We start from the raw sequence: 23,835 nt of genomic DNA, 5'->3' as shown, positions 1-23,835 counted from the left end.
CGTAGACTGCCCCGGCATTCATTACTGAGGGATGGTCATGCTGAAGATCTGGGGTCGCAAGAACTCGTCGAATGTCAGGAAGGCACTCTGGTGCGCTGAGGAGCTGGGGCTGGTCTACCAGTCCCTGGACGCCGGTGGTGCCTTCGGTGTGGTGGATACCCCGGAGTACCGGGCGCTGAACCCCAACGGGCGTATCCCGCTGATTGAAGACGAAGGTTTCGTCCTCTGGGAATCCAACACCATCGTGCGTTACCTGGCAGCCCGGCATGCCGCGAACACTCACTGGTATCCCGCCGATGTGCAGGTTCGGGCCAGTGCCGAGAAGTGGATGGACTGGACCACCTCGACATTCGCCGAACCTTTCCGGCAACTGTTCTGGGGCGTGTTGCGCACCCCGGCGCCGCAGCAGGACTGGGAGCAGATCAACGCCGCCAAAGCCATTTGCAGCGACCTGCTGTCTCGGGTTGATCAGGCGCTGGCCGAGCAACCTTATCTGTCGGGAACGGAAATCGGTGTCGGTGATATTCCCTTGGGCAGTTTCATCTACGCTTGGTTCGAGATGCCCATCGAGCGACCGTCGCTGCCGCATCTGGAGGCTTGGTACCTGCGTCTGAAACAACGTCCGGCCTATCGCCAGGCGGTGATGACCGCGTTGACTTAATACCCACTATCAACACGCGTGACTGTACTTGCACGGCGTCGGCACGCAACATGGCGTGCGTCCAGCGTCGTTGCAATCCAGCCGGGCTGCCCTTACTTATAAAACTCCCCCTTCTTGGTGCGTAAATCCGATATGAGTTCCGCTCTGTCCATCCGGCAGCTAACCAAAACCTACGGCAACGGTTTCCAGGCCCTGAGTGGTATCGATCTGGACGTCGCCGAAGGTGACTTCTTCGCCTTGCTCGGCCCTAACGGGGCGGGTAAATCCACCACCATCGGCATTCTCTCGACCCTGGTGAACAAGACCAGCGGCAGCGTGAATATCTTCGGCCACGACCTGGATCGTCAGCCGGCGGCGCTCAAGCGCTGTATCGGCGTGGTGCCGCAGGAGTTCAACTTCAACCAGTTTGAGAAAACCTTCGACATCGTCGTGACCCAGGCCGGCTACTACGGCATTCCGGCGAAAATCGCCAAGGAGCGGGCCGAGCAGTACCTGACCCAGCTCGGCCTGTGGGACAAGCGCGATGTGCCGTCGCGCTCCCTGTCCGGCGGGATGAAGCGCCGACTGATGATTGCCCGCGCGCTGGTTCACGAGCCGCGTCTGCTGATCCTCGACGAGCCCACCGCCGGGGTCGACATCGAGCTGCGTCGTTCGATGTGGACCTTCCTCACCGAGCTCAACCAGAAAGGCATCACCATCATCCTCACCACCCACTATCTGGAAGAGGCTGAGCAACTGTGCCGCAACATCGGCATCATCGATCACGGCACCATTGTCGAGAACACCAGCATGCGCCAGTTGCTGAGCCAGCTGCATGTGGAGACCTTCCTTCTCGACCTCAAGCACGACATGAGCGTGGCGCCACAACTGGTGGGCTACCCGAATCGACTGGTGGACAGCCACACCCTGGAAGTCCAGGTGGACAAAGCCGTGGGTATTACCGCGCTGTTCGGCCAGCTGGCCTTGCTGAACATCGAGGTCTTGAGCCTGCGTAACAAAACCAACCGACTTGAGGAGCTGTTCGTGTCCCTGGTGGAGAAGAATCTGTCGAAGGTGGCGGTATGAGTTCCGAGCTGCAACCCAACCTGGTGGCCTTGAACACGATCGTTTATCGCGAGGTCCGACGTTTTACCCGGATCTGGCCGCAGACCCTGCTGCCTCCGGCTATCACCATGGTCCTGTACTTCGTCATCTTCGGTAACCTGATCGGTCGGCAGATCGGCGATATGGGTGGTTTCACCTATATGGAGTACATCGTGCCGGGCTTGATCATGATGTCGGTGATCACCAACTCCTACGGCAACGTGGTATCGAGTTTTTTTGGCAGCAAGTTCCAGCGCTCCATCGAGGAGTTGATGGTATCGCCGGTGTCGCCTCACACCATTCTTGTCGGCTACACCCTGGGCGGGGTCCTGCGGGGTCTGATGGTGGGGGTCATCGTGACCCTGCTGTCGCTGTTCTTCACTTCGCTGCAGGTGCATCACCTGGGCGTGACTGTACTGGTGGTGGTGCTGACGGCGACGATCTTCTCGCTGCTGGGGTTTATCAACGCGGTGTTTGCGCGCAACTTCGACGATATCTCGATCATCCCGACCTTCGTGCTGACGCCTCTGACGTACCTGGGCGGGGTGTTCTACTCGATCACCCTGCTGCCGCCGTTCTGGCAGACGGTGTCCCTGGCCAACCCGGTGCTACACATGGTCAACGCCTTCCGTTTCGGCATCCTGGGGGTCTCGGACATCAAGATCAGCGTGGCCATTACCTTCATGCTGGTGGCCACTGTCGTGCTGTATCTCGGATGTGCCCGGCTGTTGGTCAGCGGGCGTGGCATGCGTCAGTAAACCGTTTCGCCGAGTGATGAAAACGGCCTCCCTTGGGAGGCCGTTTTCGTTGGTTACTGGCGCTTTTGCTTGCGTCTGTGCCATTGGCGTCCTACCCACCAGCGCCAATACAGCATGGTCAGGCAATAGGCGATGGCCCCCAGCACCAGTCCAGCCACTACCGAGCCGAGGAGGAAGGGCTGCCACAGGGTGCTGAGCTGGCTGCTGATCCATTCCCAGGTCAGCTCGTCGGGCAGGCTGCGTGGCGGTACATTCATCATCCAGGCGCCCAGTTGATAGGTGCAGAAGAACACCGGCGGCATGGTGATAGGGTTGGTCAGCCAGACCAGGCTGACGCTGATGGGCATATTGCCGCGCAGCCAGATGGCCAGAACTGCCGCCAGCAGCATCTGCATCGGGATCGGGATAAAGGCGGCGAACAGGCCTATGGCCATGGCTCGGGCCACCGAATGCCGATTGAGGTGCCAGAGGTTGGCGTCATGCAGCAGAGTGCCGAGAAAGCGTAAGGACTTGTGTTCCCGGATGCTGGTCGGATCTGGCATGTAGCGTTTGAATAAGCGCCGGGGCATAAGGCTTCTCGGTCGGGTCAGGCCGCGATTATGACCGGATTCTAGTCGGCGAAAATTCAGACATTGTGACAAATGATAAAGCCGCCCCGCGCATTCTCGGCTAAGCCAAGAGTAGGGACTGCCAAGGATGGGCTGGCTGATGCGTACAGGAATGCTGGCGCTGGCTGCGGGGCTGCTGGCACTGGGTTTTCTGCCGGTATTGCCGCCGGGCTGGCTGTTGCTGCTGATGGCGATACTGGCACTGATGCTGCTGCCGTTTCGTACACATCCAGTGGCATTTTTTCTCTTCGGTTTCACTTGGGCTTGTGTGTCCGCGCAATGGGCACTGGACGATCGTTTACCTGTGCGCCTGGACGCGCAAACCCGCTGGCTGGAGGGGCGGGTCAGCGGCTTGCCGGAGCGGGGAACGGGTGTGGTGCGTTTCGAGCTGCAAGATTCCCAGTCCCGGCGCGAGCGTCTGCCGCGGCTGATTCGTCTGGCCTGGCACGGCGGCCCGGCAGTCAGCAGCGGTGAGCGCTGGCGGTTGGCAGTCAAGCTCCGGCGCCCGGCGGGACTGTTGAATATTCACGGCTTTGATTACCAGGCCTGGCTACTGGCCCGGCGCATCGGTGCTACCGGTACGGTCAAGGATGGGCAATTGTTGGCGCCGGCTGCTCAGGCCTGGCGCGACGGGTTGCGTCAGCGAGTGCTCGGGGTAGAGGCCCACGGTCGGGCCGGTGGTCTGGCGGCGCTGGTGATGGGCGATGGTTCAGGGCTGACGCGGGAAGAATGGCAGTTGTTGCAGGACACCGGCACTGTCCATCTGATGGTGATTTCCGGGCAACACATCAGCCTGTTGGCCGGCGTGATCTACCTCGGGGTGGCCGGGCTGGCCCGTTATGGTGCCTGGCCCCAGCGCTGGCCGTGGCTGCCCTGGGCCTGTGCCCTGGCCTTTCTCGGGGCGCTGGGTTATGGCCTGTTGGCGGGGTTTGAGGTGCCGGTGCAACGTGCCTGCATGATGGTCGCCCTGGTACTGTTCTGGCGTTTACGCTTCCGTCATCTGGGGGCATGGTGGCCCTGGTTGCTGGCGCTGAACGCAGTGCTGCTGTTCGAGCCCCTAGCCAGCTTGCAGCCCGGGTTCTGGCTGTCCTTTGCGGCCGTGGCGATCCTGATTTTCACCTTCGCCGGTCGCCTGGGTACCTGGCGCTGGTGGCAGAGCTGGACCCGAGCCCAATGGCTGATTGCCATTGGCCTGTTGCCGCCGCTGCTGGCCCTTGGCTTGCCTATCAGCCTCAGTGGGCCGCTGGCCAACCTGCTGGCTGTGCCCTGGATCAGTCTGCTGGTCCTGCCGCCGGCTTTGCTGGGCTGTTTGTTGCTGCCTGTACCTTATGTAGGTGAAGGGTTGTTATGGCTGGCCGGTGGGCTGCTGGATCTGTTGTTCCGCTTGTTGGGGTGGATCGCCGGGTTGTGGCCGGCCTGGGTGGCGCCGCTGATTCCCCTTTGGTTATGGGGCCTCAGTACCTTGGGCGCGTTGTTGTTGCTACTGCCCAAAGGGATACCGCTGCGGGTCCTGGGCTGGCCGCTGTTGTTGCTGGCGGTCTGGCCGCCGCAGCACCGGGTGCCCCACGGCGAGGTGGAGGTCTGGCAGCTGGATGTGGGGCAGGGGCTGTCGTTCATCCTGCGTACCCGTGATCACGCGATGCTGTATGACGTCGGTGCACGGGTCGCCGATTTCGACCTGGGGGAGCGGGTGGTGCTACCGACCCTGCATCGGCTCGGAATCAAGCGTTTGGACCTGATGTTGCTCAGCCATGCTGATAATGATCACGCCGGTGGTGCGCTGGCGGTCCAGCGGGGCATGCCGGTGGCCCAGGTGCGCAGCGGCGAGCCCGAGGGGTTGCCCGTCTCCCTGCAGTCGGTTGCTTGCGAGTCCGGCCTGAGCTGGCGATGGAACGGCGTTAACTTCACCCAATGGCAATGGTCGGCCGCCACGGACGGCAACCAGGCCTCCTGTGTATTGCAGGTCGAGGCGGGCGGTGAACGCCTGTTGCTCACCGGCGATATCGATGCCCGTGCCGAGCGGGCTTTGCTCGATAGCCCGCTGGCGCTTCACACTCACTGGTTGCAGGCGCCCCATCATGGCAGTCGCACCTCGTCATCCGTGGCCTTGCTCCAGCGCCTGATGCCGGCGGCGGTACTGATCTCCCGGGGGCAGGGCAACGCCTTTGGCCACCCTCATGCCCAAGTGTTGGCACGCTACCAACGGCTGGGTGTAGCGATTTATGACAGCGCCGAGCACGGCGCACTGAAGCTGCAACTGGGCACTTTCGCTCCACCTGAAAGCCTGCGGGCGCAGCGGCGTTTCTGGCGCGAGTCACCAGCAATACCTTAAATAACCGAGAGTTATTAAACCCCGTGAACATGCGACATCACGGTCTTCGGTGCGTCCAGCCCCTATGTTAGAGTGGCGCACTTTTTCGAGGGGACTGTCACTGTGTGGGAATTGGTCAAATCTGGCGGCTGGATGATGTTGCCGATCATTCTGAGTTCCATCGCGGCTGTAGGCATCATTGCTGAGCGTTTGTGGACCTTGCGGGCCAGCCGTGTCACCCCGCCCCATCTGCTGGGCCAGGTCTGGCGCTGGATCAAGGACAAGCAGCTCGACAAGGAAAAGCTCAAGGCTCTGCGCGCCGACTCGCCCTTGGGTGAGATCCTGGCGGCAGGGCTGGCCAACTCCAAGCATGGTCGCGAGATCATGAAGGAATGCATCGAAGAGGCCGCGGCCCGAGTCATTCACGAACTGGAGCGCTACCTCAACGCCCTCGGCACCATCGCCGCCATGGCTCCTTTGTTGGGCCTGCTGGGCACCGTGTTGGGCATGATCGATATCTTCAGCTCGTTCATGGGCTCGGGCATGACCACTAACGCCCATGTGCTGGCCGGTGGTATTTCCAAGGCTTTGATCACCACCGCTGCGGGCCTGATGGTGGGGATTCCTTCGGTGTTCTTCCATCGCTTCCTGCAGCGTCGGGTCGATGAGCTGGTGGTGGGCATGGAGCAGGAAGCGATCAAGCTGGTGGAAGTGATCCAGGGCGACCGTGATGTCGACCTGGCTGAGGGCAAAGCGTGAAATTTCGGCGCAAACCCCGGGAAACCGTGGACATCAACCTTGCGTCACTGATTGACGTGGTGTTTATCCTGCTGCTGTTTTTTGTCGTGACCACCACCTTCACCCGGGAGACCGAGTTGCGTGTCGACCTGCCGGAAGCGGTCAGTGGCTCGCCGGCCGAAGACCAGCAGGTCAAGCAACTGGACATCGCCATCAGCGCCGACGGGGTGTTCTCGGTGAACAATCAGGTGCTGCCCAAGAACGATCTGACAACCCTGATCGATGCGCTACAGAAGGAGTCCGCAGGCGACACCAACCTGCCGCTGTCCATCAGTGCCGATGGCAAGACTCAACATCAAGCGGTGATCACTGCCATGGATGCGGCCGGCAAGCTCGGCTTCAGCCACCTGCGCATGACCACCGTCGAGGCGGCTGCGGCACCCTGATGGCACTTTCCGATCGTCTGCTCGCCGCCTGGTACAACGGCCATCCCGCGCTGAAATTGCTGCAGCCCCTGGAATGGCTGTACCGCCGCGTAGTGGTGGGCAAGCGCCAACGTTTCCTGGCCGGCGAAGGGGAGATCTATCAACCACCGGTGCCATTGATTGTTGTGGGCAATATCACTGTCGGTGGCACCGGCAAGACGCCGTTGATCCTGTGGCTGGTAGAGCACTGCCAGCGCCTTGGCCTGCGGGTCGGGGTGGTCAGTCGGGGCTACGGTGCCAAGCCGCCACAGCTGCCTTGGCGGGTTGGCGCCGAAGACGCTGCCGAGGTGGCCGGCGACGAGCCGCTGCTGATTGTCCAGCGCTGCGGTGTGCCCTTGATGATCGACCCGGATCGCAGTCGCGCAGTGCAGGCCCTGTTGGCTGCCGAGCGGCTGGACCTGATTCTCTCTGACGATGGTCTGCAGCATTACCGCCTGGCCCGTGACCTGGAGCTGGTGCTGATCGATGCCGCCCGCGGTCTGGGCAATCGTCGCTGCCTGCCTGCCGGTCCCCTGCGTGAGCCGGTGGAGCGCCTGCAAAGCGTCGATGCGCTGCTGTACAACGGCGCCGCCGATGATCGCGCCGACGGTTTCGCCTTTCACCTCAAGCCTTCGGCGCTGGTCAATCTACAGACCGGCGAGCGCTACCCGGTGCAACACTTTGCTCCAGGGCAGGCGCTGCATGCGGTGGCCGGTATCGGCAACCCTCAGCGTTTCTTCAATACCCTCGAAACGCTACACTGGCGGCCTGTCCCCCATGCATTTGCCGATCACGCCCAATACAGTGCGCAGGCCTTGGCTTTCACCCCGTCATTGCCGTTGGTCATGACCGAGAAAGATGCGGTCAAGTGCCGTGCTTTCGCGGCGGCCGACTGGTGGTACCTGGCGGTCGACGCGGTGCCGTCACCGGCCTTCATCGCCTGGTTCGATACCCAGTTGATGCGCCTGCTGCCTGATCGTCTATTGCCTTAATACGCTTCTATTCAGGGAATCCTCATGGACACCAAACTGCTCGACATCCTTGCTTGCCCGATCTGCAAAGGTCCCCTCAAACTCAGCGCCGACAAGACCGAGCTGATCAGCAAGGGCGCCGGCCTGGCCTATCCGATTCGTGATGGCATCCCGGTGATGCTGGAAACCGAGGCCCGCACCCTGACCACCGAAGAGCGTCTGGACAAATGAGCAACGCCTTTACCGTGGTCATCCCGGCGCGTTTTGCCTCTACCCGCCTGCCGGGCAAGCCCCTGCAGCTGATCGCCGGCAAGCCGATGATCCAGTGGGTCTGGGAGCAGGCCTGCAAGAGCAGCGCCGAGCGGGTAGTGGTGGCCACCGATGACCAGCGCATCGTCGAGGCTTGCCAGGGTTTTGGTGCTGAGGCAGTACTGACCCGGGAAGATCACAACTCCGGTACCGACCGCTTGGCGGAAGTCGCCGGCAAGCTCGGCCTGGCCGCGGATGCAATCGTGGTCAATGTCCAGGGCGACGAACCGTTGATCCCGCCGGCTGTGATCGATCAGGTGGCGGCCAACCTGGCGGCGCACACCGAGGCGCGCATGGCCACCCTGGCCGAGCCGATCGAGGATGTAGAGACCCTGTTCAATCCGAACGTGGTCAAGGTGGTCAGTGATCTCAACGGCCTGGCGCTGACCTTTAGTCGCGCCACCTTGCCCTGGGCACGGGATGCCTTTGCCAAGCGTCGTGACGAGCTGCCGCAAGGCGTGCCTTATCGCCGTCATATCGGCATCTACGCCTACCGCGCCGGCTTTCTCCATGACTTCGTCAGTTGGGGCCCGTGCTGGCTGGAAAACACCGAGTCTCTGGAGCAGTTGCGTGCCTTGTGGCACGGCGTGCGGATTCACGTTGCCGATGCCCTGGAAGCACCGCCCACGGGCGTTGATACCGCCGAAGACCTTGAGCGCGTTCGGCGCTTGCTGGAGGCCTGATGCAGGTTCTGTTCGTCTGCCTGGGCAATATCTGTCGTTCACCCACCGCTGAAGGCGTGCTACGCCGCAAGTTGCGTGATGCTGGCCTTGCTGACCAGGTCCAGGTGGCGTCTGCCGGCACCAGCGACTGGCATGTCGGCAAGGCGCCGGATACGCGCAGCCAGCATGCGGCGTTGCAGCGTGGTTACGACCTCTCGGCGCAACGGGCGCAGCAGGTCAGCAGTGCCGATTTTGCGCGCTATGACCTGATCTTCGCCATGGACCAGAGCAACCTGCGTAATCTCAAGGCCTTGCAGCCAGCCCGGGGCAAGGCCGAACTGGATCTGTTCCTGCGCCGCTACGAGGCGCCGTTGGACGAGGTCCCGGATCCCTATTACGACGGTGAGCAGGGCTTCGAGCAGGTACTGGATTTGATCGAGAGCGCCTGTGATCGGCTGGTGATCGAATTGAAGGGGCGGTTATGACCCTGCACCTTCAGTCCGATGTGTCCCTCAAGCCGTTCAACAGCTTCGGGGTCGAGGTCAGAGCTCGGTTGTTCGCTCAGGCTCACAACGATGACGACGTGCGTGAGGCGCTGGCCTATTGTGCCGAGCAGCAGTTGCCGCTGCTGGTGATCGGCGGTGGCAGCAACCTGCTGCTGACGGCGGATATCCAGGCCCTGGTGTTGCGCATGGCCAGCCGTGGCATTCGCCTGCTCAGTGATGACGGGCAGCGGGTGGTGGTGGAGGCCGAGGCCGGTGAGACCTGGCATCCCTTTGTCCAGTGGACCCTCGAGCAGGGCTTGTCCGGGTTGGAGAACCTCAGCTTGATCCCCGGTACGGTCGGCGCTGCGCCGATGCAGAACATCGGTGCCTATGGGGTCGAGATCAAGGACGTGTTCGCTGGCTTGACCGCCCTTGACCGGCAGACCGGTGAATTGCGGGACTTCGATCTGGCGCAGTGCCAGTTCGCTTACCGTGACAGCCTGTTCAAGCACCAGGCAGGTCGCTGGCTGATCCTGCGGGTACGTTTTGCCCTGAACCGTGTCGATCACCTGCGCCTTGAATACGGTCCGGTGCGTCAGCGCCTGAGCGAGCAGGGCATCGAGCGACCTACCGCCAGCGACGTCAGTCGGGCGATCTGTGGTATCCGCAGCGAAAAACTGCCGGACCCAGCGGTGCTCGGCAATGCCGGCAGTTTCTTCAAGAATCCGGTGGTATCGGCAGTGTTGGCAGCGCAGATCAAGCAGTCGCACCCGGGGCTGGTGGGTTATCCCCAAGCCGACGGACGAGTGAAGCTGGCTGCCGGCTGGTTGATCGAGCAGGCAGGCTGGAAGGGTTTCCGTGACGCGGATGCCGGGGTCCATCGCCTGCAATCCTTGGTGCTGGTCAACTACGGCACGGCCACTGGTTTGCAACTGCTTGAACTGGCACGGCGGATTCAGCGGGATATCGCCGAGCGGTTCGGCGTCGAGCTGGAGATGGAGCCCAACCTTTATTAGGCATGGTCCGCTGATAGCGCTTTCAGGAATCATCAAGAGCCTTGCCCGGCTGACGTTCGGGCAAGGCTTTTTTGTTAATTGCGGCTTAACTTAGCAAGCCAAGAATGCAATGTTTGTTCTTCTCAAAGGCCCAGTGAAGCCCAGCCTTCATAAGAGAGCCTGATTAGCCTGAGCCGATCTGCGTGCACCGCAGCCGCGGTATTGCGCGGCAGATGGCTTGACCCCATCACCTCACAGAATGCGGGCGTGCCCATGATTACCCTGAAGCTCAACGGTCAAGATCATCCACTGGACGTTACCGAGGACATGCCGCTGTTGTGGGTAATCCGCGACGTGGCGGGCTACAACGGCACCAAGTTCGGCTGCGGCATGGGCCTGTGCGGTGCCTGCACAATCCACATCGACGGTTCCCCGGCACGCAGCTGCATCACCCCGATCGGCTCGGTGCAGGGCAAGAACGTCAGCACCATCGACAACCTGCACACCGATCCGGTGGGGCAGGTGGTGCAACAGGCGTGGCTCGATACGGCGGTGGCCCAGTGCGGTTACTGCCAGGGCGGGCAGATCATGTCCGCCACTGCCTTGCTCAAGACTCACCCCAATCCCAGCGACGAGCAGATCGAAGAAGCGATGCTTGGCAATATCTGTCGCTGCGGTACCTACAACCGGATCAAGACTGCGATCCGCCGGGCGTCCAGCCATCTGCAGGAGGCCAAGGCATGAACCGTTTACCGAGTGATTTTGCCCTCGGCAACCTGAGTCGTCGGGGCTTTCTCAAAGGCGTGGGCGCCACCGGGGCCCTGGTGCTGGCGGCCAGTTGGGGGTGGCAGGACGCATTCGCCGAGGACAAGAAGTTCGGTGCCGATGGCATGCCCCATGGTTGGGTCGATGATCCCAAGGTTTATGTGAGCATCGCCGCTGACGGCAGCGTGACTGTGGTCTGCAATCGCTCGGAAATGGGCCAGGGCGTGCGCACCAGCCTGAGCATGGTGGTGGCCGACGAACTGGACGCTGACTGGGCGCTGGTCAAGGTCAGCCAGGCACCGGGGGACGAGGTGCGTTTTGGCAACCAGGACACCGACGGCTCCCGCAGCATGCGCCACTGGTATGAACCCATGCGCCGTTGCGGTGCTGCGGCGCGGGCGATGTTGGAGCAGGCGGCCGCCGAACAGTGGCAGGTACCGCTGGCGGAATGCCGGGCGCAGTTGCACAAGGTTGTTCACCAGCCCACGGGGCGTGAGCTGGGTTATGGCGCCCTGGCCGTTGCAGCAGGGGCTTTGGCAGTCCCGGCGCAAGACAGCTTGCGACTGAAGCAGCCTGCGGAGTTTCGCTATATCGGCAAGGAGGCCGCCCGCGCGATTGATGGGCAGGACATCGTCAATGGGCGCGCGGTGTACGGCGCGGATGTGCATTTTGACGGCATGCTGTTCGCGGCAGTGGCCCGTCCCCGGGTTTATGGCGGCACGGTCAAGTCCGTCGATGACAGTGCGGCGCTGAAGGTTCCGGGGGTGATCAAGGTCATGCCCATTGACAGTCGTCCTCTGCCTTCCGAGTTCCAGCCCCTGGGCGGCGTGGCCGTGGTGGCGAGCAATACCTGGGCGGCGATCAAGGGCCGCGATGCGTTGCTGATCGAGTGGGACGACGGGGTCAATGCCGGTTACAACTCCATTGAGTACCGCAAGGCGCTGGAGGCGGCGGCGCAAAAACCGGGCAAGGTGGTGCGCAGCACCGGAAGTCTCGATGAGGCTCTGGGGAGTGCTGAGAGCAGCCTGGAGGCGACCTATTACCTGCCGCACCTGGCCCAGGCACCGATGGAGCCGATGGTCGCCGTGGCCCGCTTCGAGGGGGGGCGATGTGAGGTCTGGGCGCCGAGTCAGGCGCCTCAGGTTACCCGTGAGCGGATTGCCGAGAGGCTGGGAATAGGCTTTGAGCAGGTCACTGTGAATGTCACCTTGTTGGGTGGTGGCTTTGGTCGCAAATCCAAGCCGGACTTCATTCTTGAGGCGGCGATCCTGGCCAAGGCGTTTCCCGGCAAGGCGGTGCGGGTGCAATGGACCCGGGAAGACGATATCCACAACTCCTACTTTCATACGGTGTCGGCGGAGTACCTCAAGGCCGGGCTGAACAAGGACGGCATGCCAGTGGCGTGGCTGCATCGCACCGTGGCGCCGAGTATCACCGCGTTGTTCGCCCCGGGGATGAACCATGAGGGCGCCTTCGAACTGGGGATGGGCTTCACCAACATGGCCTATGCGATTCCCAACGTGCGCCTGGAGAATCCTGAGGCCGTCGCTCATACCCGGGTCGGTTGGTACCGTTCGGTGTCGAACATTCCCCATGGCTTCGCCATCCAGAGCTTTGTCGATGAACTGGCTCATAAAGCCGGCCAGGACTCGTTGCAGTACCAGCTCAAGTTGTTGGGGGCGGATCGTCAGATTGATCCGCGAACCTTGAGCGAAGAGTGGAACTACGGTGAATCCCCCGAGCGCTATCCCATCGATACCGGGCGTCTGCGCGCGGTGCTCGAAACCGCGGCCAAGGCTGCCGGTTGGGGGCGCTCTCTGGCCAAGGGGCGAGGTCTGGGGCTGGCGGTGCATTACAGTTTCGTGACCTATGTAGCGGCGGTGATCGAGGTGGAGGTCAAGGAAGATGGCACGTTGATCGTGCACCAGGCCGATATCGCCGTGGATTGTGGTCCGCAGATCAACCCCGAACGTATCCGCTCGCAGTTCGAGGGTGCCTGCGTCATGGGCTTGGGCAATGCGGTGCTGGGGGAAATCAGCTTCAAGGACGGCAAGGTCCAGCAGGACAACTTCCATATGTATGAAGTGGCGCGCATGTCCCTGGCGCCGAAACAGGTGCAGGTGCATCTGGTCACGCCACCAGGGGATGTGCCGTTGGGCGGTGTCGGTGAGCCTGGCGTGCCGCCCATTGCGCCGGCGCTGTGCAACGCGATCTTCGCGGCTACCGGCAAGCGTATTCGCAACCTGCCGGTGCGCTACCAGCTGCAGGGCTGGCGGCAGGGGAGCGCCTGATGGACAGCGTCGACCTGAATGTCCTGCGCAGTGTCCTGGAATGGCGCCGTGCCGGGCGGGCGGTGGTGCTTTATACCGTGGTTCAGACTTGGGGCAGTGCACCCCGCCCACCGGGAGCCATGCTGGCCTTGCGCGATGATGGGGTGGTGATCGGCTCGGTGTCTGGCGGTTGTATCGAGGACGACCTGATTACGCGCCAGGGACGTGAGCGCTTGCTCGGGGCTGGGCCACCAGTGCAGTTGGTGACCTATGGCGTGACCCTGGAGGAGGCGGCGCGTTTCGGTCTGCCATGCGGTGGTACTTTGCGCCTGACTGAAGAGCCGGTCGGCGATCCGGGTTGGGTTGCTGAGTTGCTGGAGCGTTGCGAGGCGCATCAGATCGTGGCTCGGGAGTTAAGCCTGAGCAGTGGTGAGGTACAGCTCAAGGCGGCAAGCAAGACCGATGAACTGGCGTTTGACGGACTTACCTTGCGGGCGATTTACGGGCCGCGCTGGCGTCTGCTGCTGATCGGCGCGGGGCAGTTGTCCCGGTATGTGGCGCAAATGGCTCGCTTGCTGGATTTCGAGGTATTGGTCTGCGACCCGCGACAGGAGTTTGTTCACGGCTGGGACGACCGGGATGGCCGATTTGTTGCCGGCATGCCTGACGATGCGGTGTTGAGTATCGAGCCTGACGAGCGTACTGCTGTGGTCGCCTTGACCCATGATCCGCGTCTGGATGACATGGCCCTGCTGACGGCGCTCGATTCCCGGGCGTTTTATGTCGGAGCCCTGGGGTCTCGGGCCAACACTCGCAAGCGCCGAGGCCATCTGGCTCTGCTAGGTTTGTCGGAGCAAGCCATTGAGCGTTTGCACGGGCCGGTTGGCCTGCATATCGGCAGTCATACGCCGGCGGAGATCGCGTTGTCGCTGATGGCAGAAATCGTAGCGATCAAGAATGGCGTTGAGCTCTTGCAAAAGAAGTCGCTGCTGCGAGTCGGCGAGGCTACGACGTGAGCCCAGCGCCAAGTGCAGTCATTCTGGCGGCAGGGCAGGGCCGTCGTTATCGCCAGGCGGCGGGGGCTGATCAGGACAAGTTGCTGGCACCTTGTCGAGGGCGTGATGGCGTGGTGCGTTCTGTATTGGAACAGGTGCTGGTCAATCTGCCTGCGCAAGTGCTTCGGCGAGTGCTGGTAACCACTGCGGATCGACCGCAGGTGGCGGATCTGGCGCGGGCCTACGGCTGCCAGGTGTTGTTGCTGGATTCTGCCGGGATGGGGCATAGCCTGGCGGCGGCGGTCGCTGCTTGTGCCGATGCCGATGGCTGGCTGGTGTTGCTGGGAGATATGCCCTTTATCTTGCCCTCTACGGTGAGGCAGGTGATCGAGGCGCTAACCGAGGACGGTATCAGCGTGCCACGGCTGGGTGCTGATCTGGGGCATCCGGTGGGGTTCGGCCGGGCCTATGGTGCAGCGTTGCAAGGCTTGTCCGGTGATCGCGGTGCCAGGCTCCTGTTCGCTTCGGGGAGCGTGATCGAGGTGCCGGTGACGGATCCGGGCGTGGTATGGGATGTGGACCTGCCCCAGGCATTGATCTATCGGGATCGTTGAATCGTACAGAGATAAAAAAAGCCCCGCCCGGTTACCCGGGCGGGGCTTTTTCATTGGCCGATGGAATCAGGCGAGAGGTTTAGGCTCGTGCTGTTCTTCCTCGGTGTGTACTGCGTGCTCAACTGCGTGCTCGACAGCGTGTGGAGCCTCGACCACTGGGGCCGGTTGCTCTGCCACAGGCTCTGCGGTTGGTGCAGCTTCAGCCACTTCGACAGGAGCAGGAGCGGCCTCGACGACCACTGGTGCTTCTACCGGAGCGGGCTCGGCAGCGACCACAGCGGCCACCGGGGCGGCAGCGGCAGCTAGTTCGGCTTCCTTCTGCAGGCGCTCGGCTTCACGCTTGCGACGACGCACTTCACGTGGGTCGTTAGGTGCACGGCCGTTGCTGGTCAGGGCACTGGCCGGAGCCGCCTCGACCACCGGAGCTGGAGCTTCGGCAACTACAGGGGCTACAACCGGAGCAGGTTCTTCAACCTGAGCTGGCTGCTGGGCAACCACAGGTTGCTCGACTGCTACAGGCTCAGCAGCAGGGGCTGGAGCTTCCTGAGTCGGCGCGCTGGTTTTTTCTTCAGCGACTGGTGCTTGAACCGCAGGTTCTGCAGGCTGTTCGGCAACCACTGGCTGAGCTTCGACAACTACCGCTGGTTCGGCAGCAGCTTCAACCTGGGCGGGCTCTTCAACAACTGGAGCGACCTCGATTGCCGGGGCAGCAGCTGCTTCCACCGGTGTTGTAGCTTCGACTGCAGGCGCTTCTGGAGCCTGCTCTGCAGCGGTAGCGGTAGCGCGTTCGGCTTGCTGGTGCGCTTCGGCTGCAGTGTTGGCGATGCTGGCAACGCTAGTGGTAGCCGCCAGGCCTGTGGCCAGATCGGCGCTGCTTGGCTCTTCGGCGTTTTCTTCCGAGCCTTCGATCTCATTGCCGTTGGCATCACGCTGACGCTCGCGACGGTTGCTGCGACGACGCTGGCCGCGGGAGCGACGACGTGGACGTTCGCCTTCGGCGTTGTCCTGGCCATCTTCCTGCAATTGCTCTTCGTTCGGCAGAGCTTCTTCTTCGCTGATGTCTGCGGCTTGAGCCTGCTCGGCACGTGGTTGACGCTCTTCACGTGGCGGACGCGGCTGGCGCTCTTCACGAGGCTGGCGAGCCGGACGTTCTTCGGCAACAGCAACTGCTGCGGTAGCGGCGGCTGCAGCTGGAGCGGCATCCAGAGGCTCACGCAGTTCGCGAACGCGCTCTTCACGCTCACCGCGTGGCTTGCGATCTTCACGAGGGGCACGTGGTTGACGTTCTTCACGCGGTGCACGTGGTGCACGCTCTTCGCGGGCTACGCTTTGAACTTCTTCACGGGCTTCGCGAGCTTCACGTGGCTGGCGCTCTTCCCGTGGTGCGCGTTCTTCACGCGGAGCACGTTCTTCGCGTGGCTTACGCTCTTCATCGCGGCGACCGTTACGGTTGCGGCTCTGTTGGCGGCCATTGCGACGTTGTTCTTCATTGCTGCGAGGTGCGCGCTCGGTCACTGGCTTTTCGACCACAACTGGAGCCGCTGGCTCTTCCTTGGTGGCGAACAGGCTGACCAGGGACTTCACCAGGCCTTTGAACAGGCTTGGCTCAGCAATAACCGGAGCTGGGGCGGCTACTGGAGCAGGCGCTTCGGTTGGTACTGGTGCATTGGCGCGGGCCGGTGCGGTCTTCACTGCCGCTTCCTGGCGAACCAGGGTGCGGGTAGCGGCGACAGGCTGAACTTCCTCGGTCTCGGCAGCGGCAGCAGCGATTTCGTAGCTGGACTGGTTGGTGCTGGCTTCCGGGCTGTCATCGCGCAGACGCTGAACTTCGAAGTGCGGAGTTTCGAGGTGGTCGTTCGGCAGAATGACGATGCGAGCACGGGTACGCAGTTCGATCTTGGTGATCGAGTTGCGTTTTTCGTTAAGCAGGAAGGCTGCAACCGGAATCGGAACTTGGGCGCGGACTTCGGCGGTGCGGTCTTTCAGGGCTTCTTCTTCGATCAGGCGCAGGATCGCCAGGGACAGCGACTCGACGTCCCGGATGATGCCGGTGCCGTTGCAGCGAGGGCAGACGATGCCGCTGCTTTCGCCCAGGGACGGACGCAGGCGCTGACGAGACATTTCCAGCAAGCCGAAGCGCGAAATGCGGCCGATCTGCACGCGAGCGCGGTCGGCTTCCAGGCATTCGCGGACTTTCTCTTCCACGGCGCGCTGGTTCTTGGCTGGGGTCATGTCGATGAAGTCGATGACGATCAGGCCACCGATGTCCCGCAGACGCAGTTGGCGAGCGATTTCTTCCGCTGCTTCCAGGTTGGTCTGCAGAGCGGTTTCCTCGATGTCGCTGCCTTTGGTGGCGCGCGCCGAGTTGATGTCGATGGACACCAGGGCTTCGGTCGGGTCGATGACGATGGAGCCGCCGGAAGGCAGTTCGACCACACGCTGGAAAGCGGTCTCGATCTGGCTTTCGATCTGGAAACGGTTGAACAGCGGAACGCTGTCTTCGTAGAGCTTGATCTTGCTGGCGTACTGCGGCATCACCTGGCGGATGAAGGTCAGGGCTTCGTCCTGGGCTTCAACGCTGTCGATCAGCACTTCGCCGATGTCCTGGCGCAGGTAGTCGCGGATCGCGCGGATGATCACGTTGCTTTCCTGGTAGATCAGGAATGGCGCGGAGCGATCCAGGGACGCTTCCTTGATGGCGGTCCAGAGTTGCAGCAGGTAGTCGAGGTCCCACTGCATTTCTTCGCTGCTGCGGCCCAGGCCGGCAGTGCGCACGATCAGACCCATGTCGGCAGGTGCTACCAGGCCGTTCAGGGCTTCACGCAGTTCGTTGCGTTCTTCGCCTTCGATGCGACGGGAGATGCCGCCGGCACGCGGGTTGTTCGGCATCAGTACCAGGTAACGACCTGCCAGGCTGATGAAGGTGGTCAGGGCTGCACCCTTGTTGCCACGCTCTTCTTTCTCGACCTGAACGATGACTTCCTGGCCTTCGCTCAGGACGTCTTTAATGTTGACGCGGCCTTCGGGGGCTTTCTTGAAGTATTCGCGGGAGATTTCTTTAAGGGGCAGGAAGCCGTGGCGCTCAGAGCCGAAATCGACAAAGGCAGCCTCGAGGCTAGGTTCGATACGAGTGATTCGGCCTTTATAGATGTTGGCCTTTTTCTGCTCGCGTGCACCGGACTCGATGTCCAGATCGTAGAGGCGCTGGCCGTCTACCAGAGCAACACGCAACTCTTCGGGTTGAGTTGCGTTAATCAGCATTCTTTTCATGTAGTACCGTCGGTTTCCGGGCTGCCGGAAACGGCGTTCGGCACACACGACTTCTCACGGTCGGTGTCAGGTGCGTCAGGAGTGGTTGTCCACTCGAGTGTCTGGCGAGAATCATCCAAGTAACAAGGACGAAGTCGCGACTCACGCGTCCTGCTTGCTGTGGTGACTAAGGCACCGCTTAAGCAAAAGTCTGTCAGGAGGAGGAATCAACCGGCAACTGTGGACGAGATGAAGCGTCTTGATAAAGCCTAATGCTACACAGTCCGACGGTTGTGCATCTCCACCCTACACGTATCCCTGATAATTCGGGTGCTGCCGCGCGCAGAATCCGCAGCGGGTTGGCATTTACCGTGAACTCCGAAAGGGGAGGTCACGCATCATGGCTAAAGGCATTGTTTCCACAACCTTCGCTTGGGGTTGTTAGTCGCTGACTGCACTTTGTGAACTGGCCGTTAATCGCTGCGTAAAAGGCGAGTGATCACTCTGCTTTCTACGGGTTTCAGGCCTCATGTCACCTGCGCTTGTTACAACGTCAAACTCTTCCGGTATGTAGCGAGAGCTGCGTAGGACGGCCTTGCGCCCTTATGAATTGCGTTGGTCAGGGCCGGCTAGTTGCCGCTGTTCCGCTGTCCAGCCGCTTTTGGCGGCGTTCGCGACTATAGCAGCAATCATTAAGTGCTTCAAATCCATAAAAAATTGTTATCATTCGCGGTATGACGACTACTGCCCCCTCGACCCCTGGCGTTCAATTGCTTGAGGTCTCGCCGGAATATGCCGGCCAACGTATTGATAACTTCCTTCTTGCTCGGCTCAAAGGTGTGCCCAAGACCTTGATTTATCGCATTTTGCGCAAAGGCGAAGTGCGAGTGAACAAGGGTCGGATCAAGCCTGAGTACAAGCTGCAGGCCGGTGATGTGGTGCGCGTGCCGCCGGTGCGCGTGCCTGAGCGCGATGAGCCGGTGCCTTTGGCCCAAGGGTTGTTGCAGCGCCTGGAAGCCTCGATTGTCTTCGAAGATAAGGCTCTGATTGTGATCAACAAGCCGGCCGGCATTGCCGTGCATGGCGGCAGCGGCTTGAACTTCGGGGTGATCGAGGCCTTTCGGCAGTTGCGCCCGGATACCAAGGAGCTGGAGCTGGTGCATCGCCTTGACCGTGATACTTCCGGTCTGCTGATGATTGCGAAAAAACGCAGCATGTTGCGCCATCTGCACGCTGCGTTGCGTGGTGATGGTGTGGACAAGCGTTATATGGCTTTGGTCCGTGGCCACTGGACGACTGCGGTGAAGCAGGTGCGCGCGCCGCTGCTCAAGAGCAACCTGCGTTCCGGTGAGCGCATGGTGGAGGTCAATGAGGAGGGTAAGGAGGCCTTGACGATGTTCAAGGTACTGCGCCGCTTCGGTGATTTCGCCACCATGGTTGAGGCCAAGCCGGTTACTGGGCGGACTCACCAGATTCGTGTGCACACCTTGCATGCCGGACATTGCATCGCCGGTGACAGCAAGTACGGCGATGATGACTTTACTCGCGAGATTCGCGATCTGGGCGGTAAGCGTCTGTTTCTCCATGCCTATATGTTGACGGTGCCGCTGCCGGATGGTGGTGAGTTGAAGTTGCAGGCTCCGGTGGATGAGATGTGGGCCAAAACCGTGGAGCGCCTGAGTGCACCCTGATTACAAGCTGCTGATCTTTGACTGGGACGGCACTCTGGCAGATTCCATTGGTCGGATTGTCGAGTCGATGCATGTGTCTGCCGATCGCTCCGGTTTTCCGCGTCGGGATGACTTTTCCGTCAAAGGCATCATTGGCCTCGGCTTGCCGGAGGCGATTCGGACCTTGTATCCAGAAATTGATGACGAGCAAGTGATTGCCTTTCGTCAGCGCTACGCCGATCACTACATGGCGCTTGATGCCGAGCCTTCGCCCTTGTTTGCCGGGGTGGCGCGGTCTCTCGAAGCGTTCAGGGGTGAGGGTTATCATCTTGCGGTCGCCACCGGCAAGGCGCGGCGGGGGCTGGATAGAGTGTTGAAGGCTCATGGTTGGGAGGGGTATTTCGATATTACCCGGGCCGCCGATGAAACCGCCAGCAAGCCTCATCCGTTGATGCTGGAGGAAATTCTTGCTCATTGCGGTGTCGAGCCTCGGCAGGCATTGATGGTCGGGGATTCGTCCTTTGATCTGTTGATGGCGCGCAACGCTGGCATGGATTCGGTTGCCGTGAGCTACGGCGCTCAATCCATTGAGGCCTTGCAGGCATTCGAGCCGCGATTGTCCATTGATCATTTTCCTGAACTGCATGCCTGGCTTAGCCAGGGTGCCGATTAAGTTTTTGCTGGGGTAGCAGGCATGACCGACGAATGGAAAGCGCCAAGCAAGTCGGGCGCTGAAGGTGCTGATGATAAAAGCTGGAAGCTGTTGGAAAAGACTCTGCTGGCCGGTGTTCAGGAGCAGCGTCGCTCGCGTCGCTGGGGGATCTTTTTCAAGCTGTTGACCTTTGTCTATCTGTTTGTGGCGCTGGCGCTGTTCACGCCGCTGATGACCATGGAAAAGAATGCCACTCGTGGTGGTAGCTACACCGCTGTAATCGATGTCACTGGAGTGATTGCCGACAAGGAGTCTGCCAGTGCCGACAATATTGTTGGTAGTTTGCGTACTGCTTTCGACGATCCCAAGGTCAAGGGTATTGTCCTGCGCATCAATAGTCCTGGTGGCAGTCCGGTGCAGTCTGGCTACGTATATGATGAAATTCGTCGGTTGCGGGCATTGCACAAGGACACTCTGGTCTACGCGGTTATTTCCGATCTGGGGGCGTCCGGCGCCTATTATATCGCCAGTGCGGCTGACCAGATCTACGCTGACAAGGCGAGTCTGGTGGGCTCTATTGGTGTGACGGCTGCTGGTTACGGTTTTGTTGGGGCCATGGAAAAGCTGGGGGTCGAGCGCCGAACCTATACCTCGGGTGAGCACAAGTCGTTCCTTGATCCGTTCCAGCCACAGAAGCCCGAAGAGACTCAGTTTTGGCAGAGTGTGCTGGACACTACCCACCGTCAGTTCATTGCCAGCGTCAAGCAAGGGCGTGGTGACCGCCTCAGGGACAAGGATCACCCTGAGCTGTTCTCGGGGTTGGTGTGGTCAGGCGAGCAGGCGCTGCAATTGGGGTTGATCGACGGTCTGGGCAATACCAGTTCGGTGGCGCGAGACGTGATTGGCGAGAAGGAAGTGGTGGACTTCACTGTTCAGGAGTCACCGTTCGATCGCTTCTCGAAGAAGCTCGGTGCTAGTGTGGCTGAGCAGATCGCAATGTGGATGGGGTTTCAGGGGCCGACCTTGCGCTGATCGGGCGGTATTGAACAAAAAGAGCCGGCCTGAGTGCCGGCTTTTTTATGTTCGCTCATGGGATCTCCACGCCTTCGGCGAGCAGCATGTCCACCAGGCGGATCAGTGGCAGGCCGACCAGGCTGGTGGCGTCACTGCCTTCGGTGCTCTGGAATAGGCTGACCCCTAGGCCTTCCGCTTTGAAGCTGCCAGCGCAGTCAAAGGGTTGTTCTGCGTGTAGATAGCGCTCGATGCGGGTGCTATCAAGGGTGCGCATGTTGACCGTAAAGGGGATGCAGTCGACCTGGTATCGGCCGGTCTGGCTGTTGAGCAGTGCTAGGCCAGTGAGAAAGGTCACGCTGGCGCCGCTGGCGTCCAGCAGTTGTTGGCGAGCCTTGTCGAAGGTATGGGGCTTGCCGATGATTTGCGACCCCAGCACCGCGACCTGGTCCGAGCCGATGATCAGGTGCGCCGGATGTGTGTCGGCAAGGGCGCGGGCCTTTGCCTCGGCCAGGCGTTTCACCAGTGCTATGGCGGTCTCGCCTGGGCGGTGGCTTTCGTCGATATCAGGAGAGCTGCAGGTGAAGGGTAGTTGCAGGCGGGACAGTAATTCCCGGCGATAGACCGAGCTTGAAGCGAGTAATAAAGGCAGCATGCGCATCTCCTGAGGCAGGGTCGGAATTCTAGCGGGGCTTGCAAGTGACGGACAGGCTTGAATTTCCTTTGACATGGCTGGGGGCATCCCTATAATGCTGCGCCTATGTTGAATGACCCGATTCCACCTCACGTTGACCCGCGCAAATTGGCTGATCGTGGCACCACCCTTCAAGGTGAACTGCTGCTGGCCGATTTGGAGAGACTCTGCGACCCGCTTTCCGACAATGTCGGTACGGTGCAGGCTAAATTCGTTTTCGAGCGTGACGAGCGTAAAGCTGTGGTTATTCACAGCTGCATCGACGTCGAAGTCAAAATGGTTTGCCAGCGTTGTCTTGAGCTGGTCACCCTGCCGATCCACAGTGAGTGCAGTTACGCTGTGGTGAAGGAGGGTGCGAATACCCAGTCGTTGCCGAAAGGTTATGACGTGCTGGAACTGGGCGAAGATCCTTTGGATCTGCAGGCATTGGTCGAGGAAGAGCTTTTGCTTGCCTTGCCAATCGTGCCTGCTCATCATCCGGAAGAATGCCAGCAGCCGGGAGGGCTCGAAGAGCCCGAACCGAGCGAGGACGAGGTAACGCGGTCCAACCCGTTCAGTGTATTGGCGCAGTTAAAGCGTGACCCAAACGTTTAGGAGTTAATCAATTATGGCTGTTCAGCAGAACAAAAAATCCCGCTCTGCCCGTGACATGCGTCGTTCCCACGACGCCCTCGAGGCTAGCACCCTGTCCGTAGAAAAGACCACTGGTGAAGTTCACCTGCGTCACCACGTATCGCCAGAAGGCGTATACCGTGGTCGTAAAGTGATCGACAAGGGCGCTGACGAGTAATCCTTGTCCGCTCAAGTCATCGCGATTGACGCAATGGGCGGGGACTTCGGTCCCCGCAGCATTGTTCAGGCCAGTATTGCTTGCCTGTCTGCTACCCCCTCGCTGCATCTGACCCTGGTGGGTCAACCCTCTCTCCTTGAAGAACTGATTTCCGGCCAATCGGCTGTGGACCGCTCGCGCCTGTCAATTACCCCGGCAAGCGAAGTGATCACCATGGACGAAAAGCCAGCCCAGGCCCTGCGTGGCAAGCCAGACTCTTCGATGCGGGTGGCGCTTGAGCTGCTGCGCGATGACAAGGTCCAGGCCTGTGTCAGTGCCGGCAATACCGGGGCGCTGATGGCGCTGTCGCGTTACGTGTTGAAAACCCTGCCCGGTATCGATCGTCCGGCGATGGTGGCGGCCATTCCGACTCAGCGTGGTTACTGCCAATTGCTCGATCTGGGGGCCAACGTCGACTGCAGTGCCGAGCACTTGTTGCAGTTTGCAATCATGGGCTCAGTGGCGGCGGAAACCCTGGGCATTGTGCGACCGCGAGTGGCATTGCTGAATATCGGTACCGAAGACATCAAGGGCAACCAGCAGGTCAAGCTGGCGGCGAGTCTGCTGCAGCAAGCCCGCGGTTTGAACTACATCGGCTTTGTCGAGGGTGATGGGCTGTATCGCGGTGAGGCCGACGTGGTGGTGTGCGACGGGTTTGTTGGCAATATCCTGCTCAAGTCCAGCGAGGGTCTAGCCACCATGATTGCTGCTCGTATCGAGGCGCTGTTCAGGCAGAATCTGTTGTCGCGGGTCGTGGGCGCGTTGGCGATGCCGCTGATGCGTCGGTTGCAGGCGGATCTGGCGCCGGCCCGGCATAACGGTGCAAGTTTTCTCGGGTTGCAGGGGATTGTGGTGAAAAGCCACGGTTCGGCAGGAGTGCAGGGGTTTCAAAGTGCCATTCAGCGGGCGCTGATCGAGATTCAGGAAGACTTGCCGAGACGTCTGCATGGGCGTCTTGAAGACTTGTTGCTTTAGGCGTTTTTCCTGTGGAGTGCTTAAATGTGACCGCTCAGTTCAATTCGCCATCCAACTGTCAGTTTC

At 61.0% G+C, this 23,835-nt stretch carries 24 protein-coding genes; 21 read left to right on the top strand and 3 right to left on the bottom strand.

Annotation, left to right across the window (positions count from 1 at the left end; genetic code table 11):
* The first annotated feature begins 37 nt into the window (after positions 1 to 37).
* From GV818_RS05910 to GV818_RS05900, 3 genes are all read left to right on the top strand, one after another.
* Positions 38 to 661, top strand: a complete 624-nt coding sequence (locus GV818_RS05910; protein WP_161753493.1) for a glutathione S-transferase family protein — start codon at positions 38 to 40, stop codon at positions 659 to 661.
* A gap of 132 nt (positions 662 to 793) precedes the next feature.
* Positions 794 to 1,726: an ABC transporter ATP-binding protein gene (locus tag GV818_RS05905; RefSeq protein WP_161753491.1), complete on the top strand. Its 933-nt coding sequence runs from the start codon at positions 794 to 796 to the stop codon at positions 1,724 to 1,726.
* Positions 1,723 to 2,502: an ABC transporter permease gene (locus GV818_RS05900; RefSeq protein ID WP_161753489.1), complete on the top strand. Its 780-nt coding sequence runs from the start codon at positions 1,723 to 1,725 to the stop codon at positions 2,500 to 2,502. The genes GV818_RS05905 and GV818_RS05900 overlap by 4 nt, the downstream gene beginning before the upstream one ends.
* Positions 2,503 to 2,555: 53 nt before the next feature.
* On the opposite strand, the gene GV818_RS05895 is transcribed toward GV818_RS05900, so the two are convergent.
* The gene (locus tag GV818_RS05895) at positions 2,556 to 3,071 is read right to left on the bottom strand and encodes a DUF2062 domain-containing protein (RefSeq protein ID WP_161753487.1); all 516 of its coding nucleotides are present in this window, start codon (positions 3,069 to 3,071) and stop codon (positions 2,556 to 2,558) included.
* A gap of 139 nt (positions 3,072 to 3,210) precedes the next feature.
* Between GV818_RS05895 and GV818_RS05890 the strand changes: the two genes are divergently transcribed.
* From GV818_RS05890 to GV818_RS05835, 12 genes are all read left to right on the top strand, one after another.
* Positions 3,211 to 5,442, top strand: a complete 2,232-nt coding sequence (locus GV818_RS05890; protein ID WP_161753485.1) for a DNA internalization-related competence protein ComEC/Rec2 — start codon at positions 3,211 to 3,213, stop codon at positions 5,440 to 5,442.
* A 102-nt stretch (positions 5,443 to 5,544) separates the two neighbouring features.
* Positions 5,545 to 6,180 carry a MotA/TolQ/ExbB proton channel family protein gene (locus GV818_RS05885; protein ID WP_368668862.1) on the top strand — a complete coding sequence of 212 codons (636 nt, stop codon included), beginning with the start codon at positions 5,545 to 5,547 and terminating at the stop codon, positions 6,178 to 6,180.
* On the top strand, positions 6,177 to 6,605 hold the full coding sequence (locus GV818_RS05880; RefSeq protein ID WP_161753481.1) for an ExbD/TolR family protein: 429 nt from the start codon (positions 6,177 to 6,179) through the stop codon (positions 6,603 to 6,605). The genes GV818_RS05885 and GV818_RS05880 overlap by 4 nt, the downstream gene beginning before the upstream one ends.
* Positions 6,605 to 7,615, top strand: a complete 1,011-nt coding sequence (gene lpxK, locus GV818_RS05875; RefSeq protein ID WP_161753479.1) for a tetraacyldisaccharide 4'-kinase — start codon at positions 6,605 to 6,607, stop codon at positions 7,613 to 7,615. Before GV818_RS05880 ends, lpxK begins: the two co-directional genes overlap by 1 nt.
* Positions 7,616 to 7,639: 24 nt before the next feature.
* Positions 7,640 to 7,825 (top strand): Trm112 family protein, encoded by a 186-nt coding sequence (locus GV818_RS05870; protein ID WP_161753477.1) that lies wholly within the window; start codon positions 7,640 to 7,642, stop codon positions 7,823 to 7,825.
* A complete protein-coding gene (gene kdsB, locus GV818_RS05865; RefSeq protein ID WP_161753475.1) occupies positions 7,822 to 8,586 on the top strand; it encodes a 3-deoxy-manno-octulosonate cytidylyltransferase in 765 nt (254 codons plus the stop codon). Before GV818_RS05870 ends, kdsB begins: the two co-directional genes overlap by 4 nt.
* Positions 8,586 to 9,050 (top strand): low molecular weight protein-tyrosine-phosphatase, encoded by a 465-nt coding sequence (locus tag GV818_RS05860; protein WP_161753473.1) that lies wholly within the window; start codon positions 8,586 to 8,588, stop codon positions 9,048 to 9,050. The genes kdsB and GV818_RS05860 overlap by 1 nt, the downstream gene beginning before the upstream one ends.
* Positions 9,047 to 10,066, top strand: a complete 1,020-nt coding sequence (murB, locus tag GV818_RS05855) for a UDP-N-acetylmuramate dehydrogenase (RefSeq protein WP_161753471.1) — start codon at positions 9,047 to 9,049, stop codon at positions 10,064 to 10,066. The genes GV818_RS05860 and murB overlap by 4 nt, the downstream gene beginning before the upstream one ends.
* Positions 10,067 to 10,318: 252 nt before the next feature.
* Positions 10,319 to 10,789 carry a (2Fe-2S)-binding protein gene (locus GV818_RS05850; RefSeq protein WP_161753469.1) on the top strand — a complete coding sequence of 157 codons (471 nt, stop codon included), beginning with the start codon at positions 10,319 to 10,321 and terminating at the stop codon, positions 10,787 to 10,789.
* Positions 10,786 to 13,101 (top strand): xanthine dehydrogenase family protein molybdopterin-binding subunit, encoded by a 2,316-nt coding sequence (locus GV818_RS05845; RefSeq protein ID WP_161753467.1) that lies wholly within the window; start codon positions 10,786 to 10,788, stop codon positions 13,099 to 13,101. Before GV818_RS05850 ends, GV818_RS05845 begins: the two co-directional genes overlap by 4 nt.
* Complete coding sequence (locus GV818_RS05840) at positions 13,101 to 14,096, top strand: XdhC family protein (protein ID WP_161753466.1); 996 nt, start codon at positions 13,101 to 13,103, stop codon at positions 14,094 to 14,096. The genes GV818_RS05845 and GV818_RS05840 overlap by 1 nt, the downstream gene beginning before the upstream one ends.
* Positions 14,093 to 14,689, top strand: coding sequence for a nucleotidyltransferase family protein (locus tag GV818_RS05835; RefSeq protein WP_161753464.1), 597 nt, complete (start codon positions 14,093 to 14,095; stop codon positions 14,687 to 14,689). The genes GV818_RS05840 and GV818_RS05835 overlap by 4 nt, the downstream gene beginning before the upstream one ends.
* A 66-nt stretch (positions 14,690 to 14,755) precedes the next feature.
* On the opposite strand, the gene rne is transcribed toward GV818_RS05835, so the two are convergent.
* Entirely contained in the window at positions 14,756 to 17,959 is a 3,204-nt protein-coding gene (gene rne / locus GV818_RS05830; protein ID WP_161753462.1) for a ribonuclease E, read from the bottom strand.
* 713 nt (positions 17,960 to 18,672) lie between these two features.
* Here rne and rluC point away from each other — a divergent pair.
* From rluC to sppA, 3 genes are read left to right on the top strand one after another with little or no spacing between them, the layout of a single operon-like run.
* Complete coding sequence (gene rluC, locus GV818_RS05825; RefSeq protein WP_161753460.1) at positions 18,673 to 19,629, top strand: 23S rRNA pseudouridine(955/2504/2580) synthase RluC; 957 nt, start codon at positions 18,673 to 18,675, stop codon at positions 19,627 to 19,629.
* Positions 19,619 to 20,281 (top strand): HAD-IA family hydrolase, encoded by a 663-nt coding sequence (locus GV818_RS05820; protein WP_161753458.1) that lies wholly within the window; start codon positions 19,619 to 19,621, stop codon positions 20,279 to 20,281. Before rluC ends, GV818_RS05820 begins: the two co-directional genes overlap by 11 nt.
* Before the next feature lie 21 nt (positions 20,282 to 20,302).
* Entirely contained in the window at positions 20,303 to 21,292 is a 990-nt protein-coding gene (gene sppA, locus GV818_RS05815; protein WP_161776044.1) for a signal peptide peptidase SppA, read from the top strand.
* Between the two features lie 55 nt (positions 21,293 to 21,347).
* Here the strand turns inward: sppA and GV818_RS05810 are convergent, their stop codons facing one another.
* Entirely contained in the window at positions 21,348 to 21,926 is a 579-nt protein-coding gene (locus tag GV818_RS05810; protein ID WP_161753454.1) for a Maf family protein, read from the bottom strand.
* 105 nt (positions 21,927 to 22,031) lie between these two features.
* Here GV818_RS05810 and GV818_RS05805 point away from each other — a divergent pair, with 105 nt between their 5' ends.
* Genes GV818_RS05805 through plsX form a run of 3 tightly spaced genes read left to right on the top strand, consistent with a single transcriptional unit; the run spans position 22,032 to position 23,769 of the window.
* On the top strand, positions 22,032 to 22,559 hold the full coding sequence (locus tag GV818_RS05805; protein ID WP_161753452.1) for a YceD family protein: 528 nt from the start codon (positions 22,032 to 22,034) through the stop codon (positions 22,557 to 22,559).
* Between the two features lie 13 nt (positions 22,560 to 22,572).
* Positions 22,573 to 22,755 carry a 50S ribosomal protein L32 gene (gene rpmF, locus GV818_RS05800; protein ID WP_003179396.1) on the top strand — a complete coding sequence of 61 codons (183 nt, stop codon included), beginning with the start codon at positions 22,573 to 22,575 and terminating at the stop codon, positions 22,753 to 22,755.
* A 3-nt stretch (positions 22,756 to 22,758) separates the two neighbouring features.
* Positions 22,759 to 23,769, top strand: coding sequence for a phosphate acyltransferase PlsX (plsX, locus tag GV818_RS05795; RefSeq protein WP_161753450.1), 1,011 nt, complete (start codon positions 22,759 to 22,761; stop codon positions 23,767 to 23,769).
* Positions 23,770 to 23,835 lie beyond the last annotated feature (66 nt).

Source organism: Pseudomonas sp. Fl4BN1, from assembly GCF_009908285.1.
GTDB lineage: Bacteria > Pseudomonadota > Gammaproteobacteria > Pseudomonadales > Pseudomonadaceae > Aquipseudomonas.
Note: the sequence above shows the minus strand (reverse complement) of the source record. Positions and strands in the feature narration are given on the sequence as shown.